Raw genomic sequence first — 16188 nt, 5'->3', positions numbered from 1 at the left:
CTGACATGACCGAACTCCCCTCAACTGCCAAGGCAGTCATCATCGGCGGCGGCATTATCGGCTGCTCAACAGCCTATCACCTGGCCAAACTGGGCTGGACGGATACCGTTCTGCTGGAGCGGAAAAAGCTGACCTCGGGCACCACCTTCCACGCCGCCGGGCTGGTCGGGCAGCTGCGCTCAAACGCCAATATCACCCAGCTCTTGGGCTATTCGGTCGACCTTTATAACAAGATTGAGGAAGAAACCGGCCTGGGCACAGGCTGGAAAATGAACGGCGGGTTGCGGTTGGCCTGCAACGAGGAACGTTGGACCGAAGTGAAGCGTCAGGCCACCACCGCGCATTCCTTTGGTCTGGAGATGGAGCTGCTGACCCCCAAGGAGGCGCTGGACTTGTGGCCGCTGATGGATATCTCCGACGTGATCGGCGCCGCCTTCATGCCCACCGACGGCCAGGCCAACCCGTCCGACATCACCCAGGCGCTGGCCAAGGGCGCACGGATGGCCGGGGCGAAGATATTTGAGGACACCAAGGTCACCGATATCGAGATCAAGGACGGCAAAATCCGCGCCGTGATCACCGAACATGGCCGGATTGAGTGTGAAAAGGTGATCTGCTGCGCCGGTCAATGGACCCGCACTTTTGCCAAGCGGTTTGGTGTCAACGTGCCGTTGGTGCCGATGGAGCACCAGTATATGGTGACCGAGCCGTTCGAGGGCGTGCCGTCCAACCTGCCCACCCTGCGCGACCCCGACCGGCTGACTTATTACAAGGAAGAAGTCGGCGGGCTGGTGATGGGCGGCTACGAGCCGAACCCGATCCCCTGGGCCCAGGACGGCATCCCCCAGGGCTTCCACTACACGCTGCTGGACAGCAACTTCGACCATTTCGAGCAACTAATGGAACAGGCGCTTGGCCGGGTCCCGGCGCTGGAACATGCCGGTATCAAGACGCTGACCAACGGGCCGGAAAGCTTTACTCCGGACGGTAACTTCATCATCGGCGAGGCGCCTGAGCTGCAGAACTTCTTTGTCGGCGCGGGTTTCAACGCCTTCGGCATCGCCGCGGGCGGCGGTGCAGGTATGGCGCTGGCGGAATGGGTGAAGAACGGCGAGCCGCCGTTCGACCTGTGGTCCGCCGATATCCGCCGCTTTGGCCGCCCGCATTTCGACACCGACTGGGTCCGCACCCGAACAGTCGAGGCTTACGGCAAGCACTACACCATGGCCTGGCCGCATGAGGAACACGACTCCGGCCGCCCCTGCCGCAAGTCGCCGCTTTATGACACTCTGAAGAGCCAGGGCGCCTGTTTCGGCGAGAAGCTCGGCTGGGAGCGCCCCAACTGGTTCGTCGATACCGCCAAAGGAGAAACGCCAAAGGACGTCTACAGCTTTGGCCGCCAGAACTGGTTCGAGGCGGTGGGCCGCGAACATAAGGCCGCGCGCGAAGCCGCGGTGCTGTTCGACCAGACCTCATTCGCCAAATTCGCGCTGAAAGGCCCGGATGCGCTGGTCGCGATGAACTGGATCTGCGCCAATAACGTGGACAAGCCGGTGGGCGCGCTGATCTACACCCAGATGCTGAACAACAAAGGCGGTATCGAATGCGATCTGACCGTGGGCCGGGTGGCGCATGACGAATTCTACATTGTCACCGGCACCGGCTATGCCACCCATGATTTCGACTGGATCCACCGCAACATCCCCGATGGCATGAACTGTCAGCTGTTCGACATCACCTCATCGAACGCGGTGCTGTCGCTGATGGGGCCGAAAGCGCGCGACATCCTTGCCGCTGTCACCCGCGACGATGTATCAAACGACGGTTTCAAGTTCGGCACCATCCGCACCATCGGCATCGCTGGCTGCCCGGTGCAGGCGCTGCGCGTCACCTATGTGGGTGAGCTGGGCTGGGAGCTGCACCTGCCGGTGGAATACGCCCAGACCGTCTACAATGCGCTGATGGAAGCCGGGCTTCCGCAGGGGCTGATCAACGCCGGCTACCGCGCTATTGAGTCCCTGCGCCTGGAAAAAGGCTACCGCGCATGGGGAGCTGATATCGGGCCGGACCACACCCCGTTTGAAGCCGGGCTGGGCTGGGCAGTGAAGCTGAAGCAGGACATGCCCTTCAAGGGCCGTGCCGCCGCCGAAACGCAAAAAGCCAAGGGTGTGAAGAAGATGCTCGCCTGCTTTACCGCTGATCCCGGTGTGGTGCTGTTAGGCCGCGAAACCATCTACCGGAATGGCCAGCGGGTCGGCTGGCTCAGCTCGGGCGGCTATGGCTACACGGTGGGGCAATCCATTGGTTACGGCTATATCCGCAACTCAGATGGCGTTGATGCAGAATATGTGCTGAGCGGGGACTACGAGCTGGAAGTCGCAACTGAGAGAGTGCCCTGCAAGGTGCAGCTCAGCCCGCTCTACGACCCGTCGATGAGCCGGGTGAAGGCCTGAGGCGGCACGCCTGGGCGGGGCGAAACCACTGGGTTACTGCCCCGCCCGTCCGCGCTGGTTTCGCCGGGACGCCCCAGGACACTGGCACATCCCCCGGCTGGCAAGATCAGACTGCGTGCCAGAGCTGGAACAGCAGCCCCGCGGAAAAAGCTCCGCTGAGCGATAGGCCAAGGTACAGCGCAAAGACTTGCGGACGTGCCAGCGCCCACACGGCCATCGCTGCGGGGATCGAGGTCACGCCACCGGCCACCAGAAAGGCAAGGCCTGCCCCTGGTGCCATACCCTGCTCGATCAGCCCGCCGACCAGCGGCAGCGCCGCATAACCGTTCAGATAGGCCGGGACACCAATCAGCGTTGCTGTAATGATCGGCAGCAGCCCTTCACCGCCCAGGGCGGAGGTCACTGTTTCCGCCGGGATCCAAGCCAGCATCAGGCTTTCCAGAATAAAGGCCAGCAGCAGCCATTTGGCCAGGAACAGCGTTGTGGTCCAGGCGGTTGCGGCAAATTTTGCCCGGCGCTCAGCCTCGGTCCAGAATGCCCAGACCACCGGCTTGGGCGCGCGCAGCTTTGCTCCGCCGCAGCCGCCGTTTCCGACACCGTCACGCAACGCATCCTTCAAGGCGCCGCTCTGGTTCAGCAAATGGACAACCAAGCCGCCAAAAATGCCAAGACCCACTGCGGCTGCGGTTTTGGCCACCGCGAATTCAACACCCAAAACTCCGGCGGTCAGAAAGAACATCGAGGGATCCATGATCGGCGACGCCAGCCAGAACGCCATGACGGCGGACAACGGTACCCCCATCGACAGAAGTGCCGCAATAAGCGGGATCACCCCGCAGGAGCAGAACGGCGACAACCCGCCCGCCAGAGCGCCGAGCGCAATCATCAGAAGCGGTTTACCGGTAAAAGCCTTGGCAACCAGATTGTCCGCGCCAGTAGCGCCAGCCCAGGCCGCGATGGCAATGGAGAACAGCAGATAAGGTGCCGTATGCGCCAGCGCGGCCCCGGCAAAGACAGCACTGCCTGCAGATTGCGCCGGATCAAAAATGGCCAGCAGCAGCAGGATTGCGGCGGAGGCGAACCAGACCCGCTGCTGTTGGAAGAACCGCCAGACGGATGCGCCTGGTCTTGGGGGAATGTTCGTTGCGTTTGCCATTTTTTATATCACCGGTTTTATAGTTGTTTCAGATCGCAGAAAAGAATTGTTCACCTCATGCGACCTCCTCCTTGGCTGACAGGGTCACGCCCGTGCAGCATTCGGATGTCAGGAAATTCACCACGCCCAGCATGACGGGGTAATCAACCCGGTTGAACACTTCACGCCCGCGCTTATCCTGCACAACCAGCCTGGCATCCACCAGTGCCGACAGATGATGCGCCAGCGTGGAGGGCGCCAAACCCAGATGTTCGGCAATCTCGCCGACCCGCAGCCCGTCCTCGCCTGCTTTGACCAGCAGGCGGAAAATGGCCAGACGGGCATCGTGGCCAAGGGCAGCAAGGGCGCGGGCGTTGTGGCTTGATATTGTCATGACGTCAAAATAACCACAAAACCGGTTATGTCAAGATGTGGACTATCACAAAGCATAAGCAATCTGCACCGCATACAGGGTCCGTCTCCCCTGCCCGCCACCCTGCGGTGGCATCAGGCCATGCAAAACCACGGCCTGACGGCTGATTTGCCCGGCCTAGCTGTTGGGCCGCACGCGGGCTGCGGTTTTGTTGGCAAAGGCCTCCAGCCGTTCACGCGCCGCCGGCTGCGTATTCACAACGCCGGCCACGACGGCTTCGGCATAAGCCGCATCCATGCCCGACATATTGTTCAAATGGCTGATCGCCGAACAGATGGCATAGTTGGTCAGCGGCAGGTTTTGCGCGACCTTATCGGCAAGCTCGACCGCCTTGTCGAAACTGGACCCTTCGGTGATGTATTGCGCCAGTCCCAGATCGACCGCTTCCTGCCCCTGATACACCCGGCCCGTCAGGATCATGTCAATCATCCGGTATTTGCCAATCATGTCGGACACCCGGATGGTGGCGCCGCCGCCGGTAAAAATGCCGCGCTGACCTTCAGGAAGCGCAAAATAAGTGGTCTGATCCATCACCCGGACATGGGCCGCGCTGGCCAGTTCCAGCCCGCCGCCGACAACCGCCCCCTGAAGGGCGGCAATGATCGGCACCCCGCCGTATTCCATCTTGTTGAAGGCCTCGTGCCAGCGCAGGCAGACATGCATGAAGTCATCCGGGCTGCGGTCTTCCTTCCAGTGCTCCACCAGATCCAGGCCAGCACAGAAATGGTCGCCCGCGCCTGCCAGCACCACCGCCTTTACGCCATTGCGATGCGCACCGCTGAAAAAGCAGATGAGTTCCTCAATCGTGGCAGCATCCAGCGCATTTCGCTTGGACGGCCGGTTGAGCGAGACAATAAAGACACCATTGTCCCGCTGTTCGATGGCGAGCTTTTCATAGGTTTGCGAACTGGCAGCTTGCGACATTGTTCTGGCCTTTTCCTTACTGTCCGGCCCCTGTCCAGGCCGGGAATTTCCATTGTTCAGATTTCGAAACCGGCATCGAACAGGCTTTTGCTGCCGTCGATGATCCGGGCGCTTTCGGTTCCGCATTCCACAAGAATATGCTGTGCGTAAAACACTGCGGTGGCGATTTTCTGTGTCATGAAGGCTGTGTCTTCGCCCTGTTCCAGCTTGGATTCAGCAGCCAGGACTGACCTGCCCAGCTGCCAGCCCGAGGCAAGATTGCCTGCCAGCATCAGAAAGGGAACACCGCCGGCATAGGCCGCATTGGGGTCGTTGGGCGCGGTCTCCAGAAGCCAGGCAAGGCTGGTCTCAAACGCGCGGCGCGCCTGCCCCAGCCGGTCTGCAACCAGCTGCGCCTTCGCGCTGCCCTTGCGCAAGTCCGCCTCAATCGACAGGATCATGCCGGCAAAGCGGCGGGCGGTCTTGCCACCGTCCCGCAGCACTTTGCGGCCCAGCAGATCATTGGCCTGGATCGCCGTCGTGCCCTCGTAGATCGGCAGGATCCTGGCATCCCGATAAAATTGCGCAACCCCGGTTTCTTCGATGAACCCCATGCCGCCATGAACCTGCAGGCCCATAGAGGTGACTTCCACAGACCGTTCCGTGCAGTACCCCTTGACCAGCGGCACCAGAAATTCGGCCATCTCCGACGCCTCGCGGGCCTGTTCGGCCTCGGCGTGCTGCGCCAGGTCCAGCCATCCTGCAGTGGCCATCGCCAAAGCCCGCCCGCCTTCGACCAAGGCCCGCATCCGCAGCAGCAACCGCCGCACATCCGGATGCTGAAGGATCGGCACAGCCTCCTTGGAGCTGCCGTCAACCGGGCGGCTCTGCACCCGCTCCTGCGCATAGCGCAAGGCGTGCTGATACGCGCGTTCCGATACGGCAACCCCCTGCACGCCCACAGAAAACCGGGCAGCCCGCATCATCACGAACATATATTCAAGGCCCCGGTTTTCCTCTCCCACCAGAAAACCGGTGGCGCCGTCAAATTCCAGAACCGCGGTCGGGCTCGCCCTGACGCCCAATTTATGCTCAATACTGACACATTGGACGGTATTGCGCCGGCCAAGCGATCCGTCTTCTTGGACCAGGAATTTCGGCACAATGAACAGACTCAGCCCCTTTGGGCCGACCGGGGCATCAGGGGTTCTCGCCAAAACAAGATGAACGATGTTTTCGGTCAGGCTGTGCGCGCCATAGGTGATGAAGATCTTTGTTCCGCTGATCGAATACGCACCATCCGCACCCGGTTCCGCCTTGCACCGCACGCGCCCCAGATCACTGCCCGCCTGGGGTTCTGTCAGGTTCATGGTGCCGGACCATCGGCCGGAAATCATCGGCTCGAGGTATCGCTTTTTTTGCGCGCCGGAGCCGGTAAGCAACAGCGCCTCAACCGCCCCGTCGGTTAAAAGCGGACACAGCCCGAAACTCAAATCCGCTGCGTTCAATATCTCCGTCGCAGCGGCCCCTGCGGCCCGCGGCAGCCCCATCCCGCCAAACTCCTCCGGGTGCGGCAGGCTTTGCCAGCCCATCCCGGCGTATTGCGCATAAGCCTGCAGGTATGGCTCGGGCATCACGACATTTTCACCGTCGAACCGCGCACCGGTGTCGTCTCCGGAGCCAGAAAGCGGAGCAACCACGTCCGAGCAAAAGCGCCCGAACCCTTCCAGCGCAGCCTGGACATCCCCGGTTTCGATCCCGGCATAAGCCGCCAGAGATGCAACCCCGGGCCAGTCAGACAAATGCTCGATATTGAACATGATATCGCGAACCGGCGCCTGATAGGTCATTTTGTTGCTCCGAATTTGGGTTCCTTCACGCCACCTACGTGTTGTTTGACAGCGCTTCCACGTCCATATGGGACAAAACCCTTTCCAAAAGTGACAACTGGCACTGGCAATCAATGAAAAGGCCGGTTCGGACCCCTTTAGGGGCGTTGATGATGTGACCGCCCCCCGACGGCATCACTGTGCCAAGGTGGGTCTGCAACGATCCACAAGGGAGAGCGGTCATGTCAGAGATTATCACGGTCGGGCTCGATCTGGCGAAGAATGTGTTTCAGGCCCTCGGGGCAGATAGAGCGGGGCAGCCTGTTCTGCGCAAGAAGCTGCGGAGGGATCAGGTGCTGGCTTTCTTCAGCGGGTTGCAGCCCTGTGTTGTCGTCATGGAAGCCTGTGGCGGTGCTCATTTCTGGGGTCGTAAGATCGGCAAGCTGGGTCATGATGTAGGGCTCATCCCACCCGCCTACGTGAAGCCCTTTGTCAAACGCCAGAAAATGATGCAGCCGATGCCGAGGCGATCTGCGAGACCGCGCTGCGTCCGACGATGCGCTTTGTGCCTGTGAAAGGCGAAGAGACGTAGGGTGCGGCGATGGTGTTCCGCGTGCGTGGGCTTCTGATCCGGCAGCGGACCCAGGCCATCAATGCACTGTAAGGGAATTTGAGCGAGTTCGGACAGGTCGCGCCACAGGGGGCGGCCAACGCGTCGAAGCTGATTGCAATCGTCGAAGCCCCGGAAAGCGGCTTGCCAGCCGATGCCATCCCCACACTCAAGGTGCTGATCGCGGCCCTGCCCCAGTTGGAGGCAGAGATTGTCAAGCTCGATGCCGAGATCGCCCGCCGGGCCAAGGAAAACGACGTGGCGCGCCGCCTGATGACGGTGCCGGGCATCGGCCCGCTGATCGCTACGGCCATCGCGACCCTTGCGCCGCCGCCCGAGACGTTCCGCAAGACCCGCGATTTTGCGGCATGGCTCGGCCTCACGCCCCGCCAGCATTCGACAGGCGGCAAGCAGCGGCTTGGGGCCACTACGACCCTCCCGGGACATTGCGTGCCGCAATGCCCTGCCGGGCAGTGGATAGGCGAGCGGTCTCTCAGGCGGTTGCTGATCATTGACGCCAACAGCGTCATCATCAAACGTCACGTCCATGCTGCGGCCCGGCCGGGCACCTGGCTGGCTGGAATGCTGTCACGCAAGCCACCGGTGCTGGTGAGGGTGGCGCTGGCGAACAAGATGGCGCGGGTCGTCTGAGCCCCCTCTCGGGACATTGCTGCGCAATGCCCTGCCGGGCAGCGGATGGCCCGAGGCGGCGTCTACCAATCTCCGGCCGCGGTGGCATGAGCCAGCGGTAGGTCGCGAGGGCGCCGGAGCGTAAGAGGGCAAAGAGCAGTTTGGCGCAATAGTCGTGAGACGGGATCGGGAAAACCAGTGTGCAACAGAGTGCCCATGAGCACGCGGCTTTGATTTGGGGTCTGATCCGCGAACACCATACGGGCCCTGCGGCATGTGTGACGCCGCATACGAGGCCGGGTACATGTCAGCACCCGGTGACGCGCCAAGATCAACTCTGAAGTTACCTCTTGCGCAAGGGGCGGTTATACATGTTGCAGAACTCCCTCTTGAGGCCTGGCTCCCCCTTTCCCCTCTGAACTTAGGCGACGCGGACGATCTCGGCGGTACCGAGTGCGTTGAAGCGGTTGATGAGTGCGATGCGGATGTGGATTTCAGCGGTTTGGCGGTCGGGGTCTCTTGCGGCTATGCGCTCGCCGAATGCCTTCAAGCAGCGCATCTTTGCCTCGACCCGGCTCCGGGCGTGGTATCCCGTCCAGCGTTTCCGGAAGGCCCGGCCGTAGTGCCGGGTGGCGCGCAAGGTTTCGTTTCTGACCTGTGCCGCCGGGCAGTTTTCTTTCCACGGCTGGCCATTCTTGCGGATAGGGATAATCGGGACGGCCCACGCTTGATGATGGCGGAGTGGCAACGGCGCGTGTCATAGGCCCCGTCTGCAGTCACGCTGCCGATCTCTTCGTCCTTCGGACTCTGATCGAGCAGTTCCGGCAGGACCGGGCTGTCCACTGCCCGGCAGTGGTTTGCGCAGCATAACCACGAGAGGGGCCGTCGCGGCTGGGGGTGAATTCCCTCTCCTCAAATTTGCTTTGCAAATCGCCTGCCGGACAAGGGACAGCACGGATGTCAGACGTGGCAGCATCCATCGCAAGATGCACTTTGCGCCCCTCTCATTGATTGCTCTGTAATCAACTGCCGGGCAGCGATTGGCGCCGGTGGGCGATAGCCCAGAGCACTATGTGGGCGTTTGGTGTTGTCGTGTTTCCTCCATTCTTCGATGAGGATTTGCGCCTCGCGCAGGCTGTAGAAGATTTCGCCGTTCAAGAACTCGTCCCTGAACCGTGCGTTGAAGCTCTCGCAATATCCGTTCTCCCATGGAGACCCTGGTTCGATGTATGCGGTCTTCGCGCCAACAGCCTTGATCCAGTTCTGGACGGCCTGAGCAACAAACTCCGGACTGTTGTCTGAACGAATGAACGACGGCACCCCGCGCAGAATGAACAGGCCGCTCAGGACATTGATGACGGTGCCTGAGTTCAGCTTGCGATCCACACGGATGGCAAGACACTCCCGACTGTACGCGTCGATGATGTTCAGTGTCCGGAAGGCTTTTCCATCGTCAGTGCGGCAATGCACGAAGTCATATGACCAGACATGGCTGCGCCGTTGTGGCCGAAGACGCGCACACGATCCATCGTTCAGCCAGAGCCGTCCCTTTTTCGGCTGTTTCATTGGTACTTTCAGCCCCTCTCGCCGCCACAGCCTTTCGACCCGCTTGTCATTCACATGCCAGCCAGCGTCCCTCAGCAAAGCCGCAATCCGACGATAGCCATATCGACCGTATTGTCCCGCCTGCTCGATCATGCCGGCAGCCAATCGTTCTTCATCAGCGCGGCCTACTGGCACTTTGCGCTGCGTGGATCGATGCTGTCTCAGAACCCGGCATGCCCGGCGCTCCGGGATGTGCAGTTCAGCACGAACGCGATCAATGCAAGCGCGGCGGCGAGCGGGGCTTAGAAGTTTCCCTTCGCAGCTTCCGCCAAAATCAACTTGTCCAGCGTCAAGTCAGACACCGCCTTTCTCAGCCGTTCATTTTCCTTCTGAAGACGCTTCAGTTCTTTCAGCTGGTCCGTGCCCATTCCACCGTACCCTCAGCATCACGCTTGAACCAATGGCGCTGCGATGCTTCGATCTTCCAGCGATAAGACGTCTGTTCAGTCACACCAATCTGACGGATCGCATCCAGACGCGGCATACCTTGCCCAGTCAGAACCTCAACTTGCCGTAACTTCGTGACAATCTCCTCGGGCTTTGGCCGTTTGTTGGCCATGGTATTCCGCCGTTTTCCTAAACATAGCGGAGGACCACTTCAGTGGGGGAAGACCAGACTTGGAAGTCCACAGACTGGCGTTTGGAGAAACAGAAGGCGAAGAAACCGCTCAACTTGCTAAAGAGTTCCTCAGCCACCCGGGCACAATCTTGATCAGCGTCAAACGTGACGGGCAGGTTGCAAGCAACGTGCCGTTTGCGCCGTTCGTCTTCCCGCCTTTGCCATTCCCGACATTGATCAGCATCCGATCGCTGTCGATGTCAGTGACTTTGAGATTGCAAACCTCGGACGCACGGAGCCCGGTGCCATAGGAAATGCTCAGCGCCGCGCGGTACTTCAGCCCTGGGCCGGGCGCAACTCTCAGCAATTCGAACACTTCTTCGACGCTGAACACAACCGGCAGCTTCCGCGGCTCGGTATGGAAACGCAGGCATTGCTTCATGTCCGGTCGCTGGCACGTCGTTTCGAAAAAGAACCGCAGCCCGACCAGCCGCGCCTTATAGGTCGACGGGGTGACGTTCGTGTTCAACATGTGAAGCTGGTAAGCACGCAGATCTTCGGCGCTCGCAGTATCCGGTGATCGGCCTTTGAACTCGGCAAGGTATCGAACCGCCCGGATATGGGACTTCTGTGAGTTCTCGCCCAGCCCTTTGATCCGCATATCTTCGATCATTCGTTCACGCAAATGCGTGGTCTTGGCGTCCGCCATGGGACCCTCCTGTCATCAGATTGAGAAGATCCCAATCGACAGACAGGTTCGTCAGTTCGCAAAATGCACTCGGCCAAACGCAAAGCGGAACACCAGCCACAAGTAACATTGCCGCGGCAGCGGCTTCATCCTTGTCCGGCGACCTGCAAATTCCCACATCCAAAAATGCTGCGCGATGCGCGAATGGCCGGAATCGCCGCCGCGCCGCAGCACGAGAATCTGCGCAGATGCAGAAAAATTTGCGCTGCGAGCGCGCGCAGCGAAAAATTGCAATGACGCCAGGCAGCCTGTTTCGTTGAAAAGCTCTTTCTTGATTGACACATGAACTGCTGCTTCAATTCCCGTATCGAGCGGAGGGATTGATCATGTTGGGACCGAGGCAGGAAGCGCAAGGTGCGCTATTCTACGAGTTCTCCATTGAGGGTCATGTCCCTCAAGATCACCTATTGCGGTCCATTGACCGCATCGTCGATCTGAGCGACATCCGTCAGTATCTGGCTGATTTCTACAGCCATACAGGCCGCCCTCCGATTGATCCGGAGTTGCTGACCCGAATGCTATTGGTTGGCTATTGTTTGGGCATTCGGCCTGAACGGCGTTTGTGTGAAGAGGTGCATCTGAACCTGGCGTATCACTGGTTTTGCCGCCGCGATCTGACGGATGCTGTGCCGGATCATTCCACCTTCTCTAAGAACAGGCACGGTAGGTTCCGAGAAAGCAATCTGTTACGCCGCTTGTTGGAAGCGACGGCGGCGTGTAGCATCGCCGAAGGACTGGTCAGCGGCCAGCGCTTTGCAGCGGATGCCAGTTTGATTGAAGCGGACGCGAACAAACAAAACTCGACACCCAAGGAAGATTGGGATCACGGCACCATCACCCCCGACGACGCACCCCGTGCCGTGCGCGAGTATCTCGGCGCACTGGACGACGCGGCTTTTGGCGCAGCAACAAAGGCCGAACCAAAGTTCACGTCCCATTCCGGCCCGTCCAGCCAATGGACAGCAGCCCGCAAAGGCCCTGCGTTCTTTGCCTATTCCACCAACTATCTCATCGGCACAGATCACAGCATCATCGTGGACGTCGAAGCGACCCGGTCGATCAGAAAGGCAGAAGCGGGTGCTGTCCGCACGATGCTGGATCGGGTCAAAGGCGGGTTTGGCCAGCACCCGGAACGGATCATTGCGGACACGGCATACGGCTCCGGCCCGATGTTGGGCTGGCTGGTGGGTCGCAAAATCGCGCCACATATTCCAGTTATCGACAGGGCTGGCCGGACAGATGGAACCTGGACACGGGCTGACTTCGAATGGGATGCTGAGAACAATCAATACATCTGCCCCGAAGGTCAGGAACTGAAGCAGTTCCGCCGTAACTACTCCGATCCAAACAGGGGACCAACCGGCAAAGGTGTCGCAAAATACCGGGCGCTCAAGCTCACCTGCCAATCATGCCCATCAAAGGCCCGTTGTTGCCCCAGCATGGACTTCCGTTCCATCACCCGGGAAGAACACGAAGACGCCCGTCAGATTGCACGCGATATTGCAAAGACCAAACAATACGGAATCTCGATGAAGCTGCGAAAGAAGATCGAGATGCTCTTCGCCCATCTCAAACGCATCCTTGGCCTCGGACGGCTCCGATTACGTGGCCCATGCGGCGAAAATGACGAATTCCTACTCGCCGCAACCGCTCAAAACCTCCGCAAACTGGCCAAGATCTTTCCTGCACCGCAGCAAACCCGCAAAGCGTGATCAGAAAGGCGCCCGCACTCTGTTTCAGACGCTACTTTCTGCGCCAGCAACACGTTGTTTTTCAACAGAATCGGGACGGAACAGACGCCTAATAGTCGCCCCGAAATCGTCGAAGCAGACCTTCACCTTTTCTCACAAAGCCCGAAGCAAGCACAAGAAAGTTGTCATTAACTGGAACATTCAGTAACGGCGAGGTGAACCGGACTTTACTGGAACGGCGTTGCGCCATGCATTCGACGCTTTGCAGCGTCGGCAGATCCGCTCACCGAACCCTTCACTCCAGAACGCGGTGTTGCAGCGAAGGCACTGGCGCTCCCGCGGCACGTCTTCGCGGGCCGGAGCCACGAATACTTCATTTTGGCCGGTATTGGTCATGATTGGCCTGCCTCCATCATTAAGAGCCGCTCCTTTTGCCGTCTGTACTCAAACTGCTAGTCATGCCGTTCGCCATCCGGCTCTGATATTCCCAAACCAGAGTAAAGGTGCCGGATCTGAGCTTCGGAGACACCGTCGGATTGCATAACAAGGCGCACCATCGGATCGGCTAGCATTTCCTCGAAGAGGAACGTCGACAGTTCTTTTCCAGAAAGCTTGTCTTTGGCCCGGGCACTGTCGAGATCCGCCAATGAAACGGTCAGGCTCCTCGCCAGACCAGGATGTGATTTCCGGGGATGCAGATGCACCAGAACCGAAGCCTTCCAGGCTTGAGGATCCAGGTGGTCAGGAGGCGCGGATAATTCGGTTTCAATATCATATTCACCAGCGGGGAGTGCCTCATCAAAACCCGGCAAGGTGAAGGATCGGGAAAATACTGCGACGGTCCTGCTGCTGAGCTGATCCATTAATTTATCTCTCCTCTGCTGCTAAGCTGTATTTGCGCGGCCCATAGCGTGTATGTCTCCGCCGCTTGAATGTTTCCCTGACCTCCAAGCGGCAGGATTGGGCGTTTCCGGGGTTTTGAAAGACGCCCGAAGTCCGCCACAGCTTTCAAAGCTGCAGATGGCTTTGGTTCCGGCAAGGCCGCCACATGAGCCATCCGGTCTTTGAGAGAGATGTTGCGATCGCCTGACGGCCGGAGCCATTTTCATGCCAGCGGCGAGGCACGGAAAAATGCGCAATTGTCATCAATATAGGCATTCACTGCACCATTTACTACGGAGCGCCGCAGAAGGAGGCCTCTGATCGCGGTTTGGAGCAATGCTGTTAAGGAAACGCCAGGATCAAAAAAACTCAGGAAGCCGGTCATTGCGGCTACCGGCGGCACCTTCTGTCAATGTTCTGTTTCTGTGTAGAACCTTCGAAACACCGGAGGCTGCCATGGCGCGCACAAGGGCGCTGTAGCTCATTTGCAACGACATCTCGCCGCCGATGCGAAGGGGGCAATTGGTCGTCTCAACCACAATGTGATCGCTGGTCGCACCGGCAAAGGTAACAGCTGCTGGAAAGGTCAGCCCTGCAGGGTCGGTATCTTGCAGTCCGAGGGCCAGGATCGAGCGGGTTGTCCAATGATTGCCTGGCACCAGGCTCAGCGCCGAGAGGGCCGGGTCGGATAATTTCAGCGGTACCGGCTTTGATTTGATTTTCGTCTCGATCACCTCAGCCAGCAGCGTGAAAGCATCTGTATGAAGCCCGCTGATCGGATGCCCCGAAACAGGGTCAGTGCCCAGCAGGATGGCCTCGCCTATGCGCAAATTGTTGATCCGCCCTGCCGCCCCGCCATCGAATGCCCATGGCAGGTTTGCGGAACTGCCCCCGGAAACCACTTCGGCGAAGGGGCCGCACATCTGCTCAATGTCATCAGCAAGGGTTGAGAGTGCCGCCAACATCCCGGAGGTGGGGGCTGCACCAGCCAGACAGGCGAAATTTGCGCCAATACCTTTGAGAAGCACACCCGGCGTCCTGGTGACGTGAAGGGCAGCATCCGTCAAATCCTCAGGCATGATGCCTTCCCGCCCATCCCCCATTTCCACCATCAGAATTATCTCGTGACGAATGCCTCTGCGCAGGGCCGCAGCGGCAAGCTTTGCAATAACGCTGGTCTCTGTATTACAGCTTGCTTCACAAGTTTCGACGATTTGCCCGGCCTGGCTCAGCATTGGGGTCCGGATCATCAGGATCGGACAGGTCAGCCCTGCTTTACGCATGCGTCTTACATTTGCAAGCCGCGCATCTGCCAATCCGATCGCGCCGCCGTCCAGCATCGCCCTTGCAATGCCAGGGTGACCGCACACGCCTTTTGTGACCCCTGTGACGGTAATTCCGAGCGGTTTCAGACGCTCAACAAGACATCGCGTGTTGTCGCGGATTTTGTGCAGGTCAATTTTGATACGCGGTGCGGTCATAACGCTGCCGCAACAGGCATCAGCCGCAACCGGGGGTATGCGGACAGGACAATTTCGGCAAGATGCGCCGCGGGACGGCTGAGGGCATCGCTGACAGGAAGGCCCAAGGTACCGGCATGTTCCTTGATCGCGGCAGTGAGTCCGGCGTCCGTCATCCCCTCGTGATTGAGTGTGACGCCGATCACCTTTGTGGTCGCGAAGGCTTCTATCAAAGCGATCTCGTCACCGGGATCAGGCATTGCCATGTTTGGAAAGTCGCAACGGTGCGCCCGCATGGGTGCGTGCTGAAGGATCACCGCGTCCGGCTGGCTGCCGCGCAGAATGAATGCAGACGTGCAGAATGCCGGATGGCTGAGTGCGCCCTGGCCTTCGATCAGAATGACATAAGGCTGTTCACCTTCAGATGCCGCGACAATGGCCCCTTCAAGTTCCCCGCAGCAGAATTGCGGCGGCACCGCGTCCATTGCCACGCCGTATTTGGCACCCTGCATTAGGCCGGTCTGACCGGTGCCCACCAGGACAGTCTTGATCCCTTGCGCATTCAGTTCGCGGGCGAGAAGCGTTGCCGTCGTCCGCTTACCAATCGCACAATCGGTTCCCAGCACAGCAATACGGATTGCCCTCACATTCGCGACACTGCCGTCAAACAGACGCATGTCCTTGCTGCTCCGCGGTTTGCGGATATCGCGAAGGGAAACACTGCGCGATTTGGCTGCCAGGGCGATCTCCGGATCGTCACTGAGGTATTCATGCAGCCCGCTGACAATGTTCATCCCTAAAGAAACTGCATCCAGCACAACACGGCGGTCATCTGCCGAAAGTTTTCCGTCTGACGGAGCCATCCCATAGATCAGCGTGTCAGGAATGACGGCCTCGTGAGTAACTGCCGTTTCAAGATCGCCAAAGACTGGAATGTGGTTCGGGGCGCCGTCAAGGATCTGCCCGCTGTCACCTCCTGCGTGATCACTGTCGACCACCGAGAGTATGCGATAGGCTTGTGAGTGCCGGACAAGCCCGTTTGCTGTCTTGCCGTCGACACGTGCGAAATTCCCTTCGCAATACACGATTGCGGTGGGGGGGCGAGCGGCGGGGGAACCGCCAGGTTTCTGAGAGCGTTCAGATAATCGTAGTTGCGGACCGCTGGCATTTTGCCATACCGGCCTTCCCGCGTTGACTGCGGTTTCCATGGAATTTCCTTCTGAGAGGCCCGCGTTCAGGGCATTGGTGCT

At 59.6% G+C, this 16188-nt stretch carries 11 protein-coding genes and 3 pseudogenes; 3 read left to right on the top strand and 11 right to left on the bottom strand.

What is annotated here, in order from left to right; translation table 11 throughout:
- The first annotated feature begins 5 nt into the window (after positions 1–5).
- Positions 6–2453: an FAD-dependent oxidoreductase gene (locus tag K3724_RS05290; protein ID WP_259990734.1), complete on the top strand. Its 2448-nt coding sequence runs from the start codon at positions 6–8 to the stop codon at positions 2451–2453.
- A 106-nt stretch (positions 2454–2559) separates the two neighbouring features.
- Here the strand turns inward: K3724_RS05290 and K3724_RS05285 are convergent, their stop codons facing one another.
- The 4 genes from K3724_RS05285 to K3724_RS05270 all read right to left on the bottom strand — a co-directional run bounded on the left by K3724_RS05285 (position 2560) and on the right by K3724_RS05270 (position 6774).
- Positions 2560–3609, bottom strand: coding sequence for a permease (locus tag K3724_RS05285; RefSeq protein WP_259990732.1), 1050 nt, complete (start codon positions 3607–3609; stop codon positions 2560–2562).
- 55 nt (positions 3610–3664) lie between these two features.
- Entirely contained in the window at positions 3665–3982 is a 318-nt protein-coding gene (locus tag K3724_RS05280; RefSeq protein WP_259990730.1) for a helix-turn-helix transcriptional regulator, read from the bottom strand.
- A 156-nt stretch (positions 3983–4138) separates the two neighbouring features.
- On the bottom strand, positions 4139–4945 hold the full coding sequence (gene dmdD, locus K3724_RS05275) for a methylthioacryloyl-CoA hydratase (protein ID WP_129370120.1): 807 nt from the start codon (positions 4943–4945) through the stop codon (positions 4139–4141).
- A 56-nt stretch (positions 4946–5001) separates the two neighbouring features.
- Positions 5002–6774 carry an acyl-CoA dehydrogenase gene (locus K3724_RS05270; protein ID WP_259990728.1) on the bottom strand — a complete coding sequence of 591 codons (1773 nt, stop codon included), beginning with the start codon at positions 6772–6774 and terminating at the stop codon, positions 5002–5004.
- A 221-nt stretch (positions 6775–6995) separates the two neighbouring features.
- Between K3724_RS05270 and K3724_RS05265 the strand changes: the two are divergent.
- Positions 6996–8104, top strand: a pseudogene (locus tag K3724_RS05265) (IS110 family transposase).
- 310 nt (positions 8105–8414) lie between these two features.
- On the opposite strand, the pseudogene K3724_RS05260 reads toward K3724_RS05265, so the two are convergent.
- From K3724_RS05260 to K3724_RS05245, 4 genes and pseudogenes are all read right to left on the bottom strand, one after another.
- Positions 8415–8991 (bottom strand): annotated as a pseudogene (locus tag K3724_RS05260) (IS5 family transposase); the annotation flags it as partial.
- Positions 8954–10157, bottom strand: a pseudogene (locus tag K3724_RS05255) (IS3 family transposase). The pseudogenes K3724_RS05255 and K3724_RS05260, both read right to left, overlap by 38 nt.
- Positions 10158–10266: 109 nt before the next feature.
- Entirely contained in the window at positions 10267–10866 is a 600-nt protein-coding gene (locus K3724_RS05250; protein WP_311200205.1) for a site-specific integrase, read from the bottom strand.
- Between the two features lie 51 nt (positions 10867–10917).
- A complete protein-coding gene (locus tag K3724_RS05245; protein ID WP_259990726.1) occupies positions 10918–11187 on the bottom strand; it encodes a hypothetical protein in 270 nt (89 codons plus the stop codon).
- Between the two features lie 44 nt (positions 11188–11231).
- Between K3724_RS05245 and K3724_RS05240 the strand changes: the two genes are divergently transcribed.
- Positions 11232–12617, top strand: a complete 1386-nt coding sequence (locus K3724_RS05240) for a transposase (protein WP_259992563.1) — start codon at positions 11232–11234, stop codon at positions 12615–12617.
- 431 nt (positions 12618–13048) lie between these two features.
- On the opposite strand, the gene K3724_RS05235 is transcribed toward K3724_RS05240, so the two are convergent.
- The 3 genes from K3724_RS05235 to K3724_RS05225 all read right to left on the bottom strand — a co-directional run bounded on the left by K3724_RS05235 (position 13049) and on the right by K3724_RS05225 (position 16146).
- Positions 13049–13459, bottom strand: a complete 411-nt coding sequence (locus tag K3724_RS05235; protein ID WP_259990724.1) for a hypothetical protein — start codon at positions 13457–13459, stop codon at positions 13049–13051.
- A 378-nt stretch (positions 13460–13837) separates the two neighbouring features.
- On the bottom strand, positions 13838–14959 hold the full coding sequence (locus tag K3724_RS05230) for an alanine/ornithine racemase family PLP-dependent enzyme (RefSeq protein WP_259990722.1): 1122 nt from the start codon (positions 14957–14959) through the stop codon (positions 13838–13840).
- Entirely contained in the window at positions 14956–16146 is a 1191-nt protein-coding gene (locus K3724_RS05225; protein ID WP_259990720.1) for a DUF1611 domain-containing protein, read from the bottom strand. The genes K3724_RS05230 and K3724_RS05225 overlap by 4 nt, the downstream gene beginning before the upstream one ends.
- Positions 16147–16188: the final 42 nt, after the last annotated feature.

Origin of the sequence: Leisingera sp. M658 (genome assembly GCF_025144145.1) — a bacterium.
Taxonomy (GTDB): Bacteria; Pseudomonadota; Alphaproteobacteria; order Rhodobacterales; family Rhodobacteraceae; genus Leisingera.
This window is presented reverse-complemented; position numbering and strand designations above follow the sequence as displayed.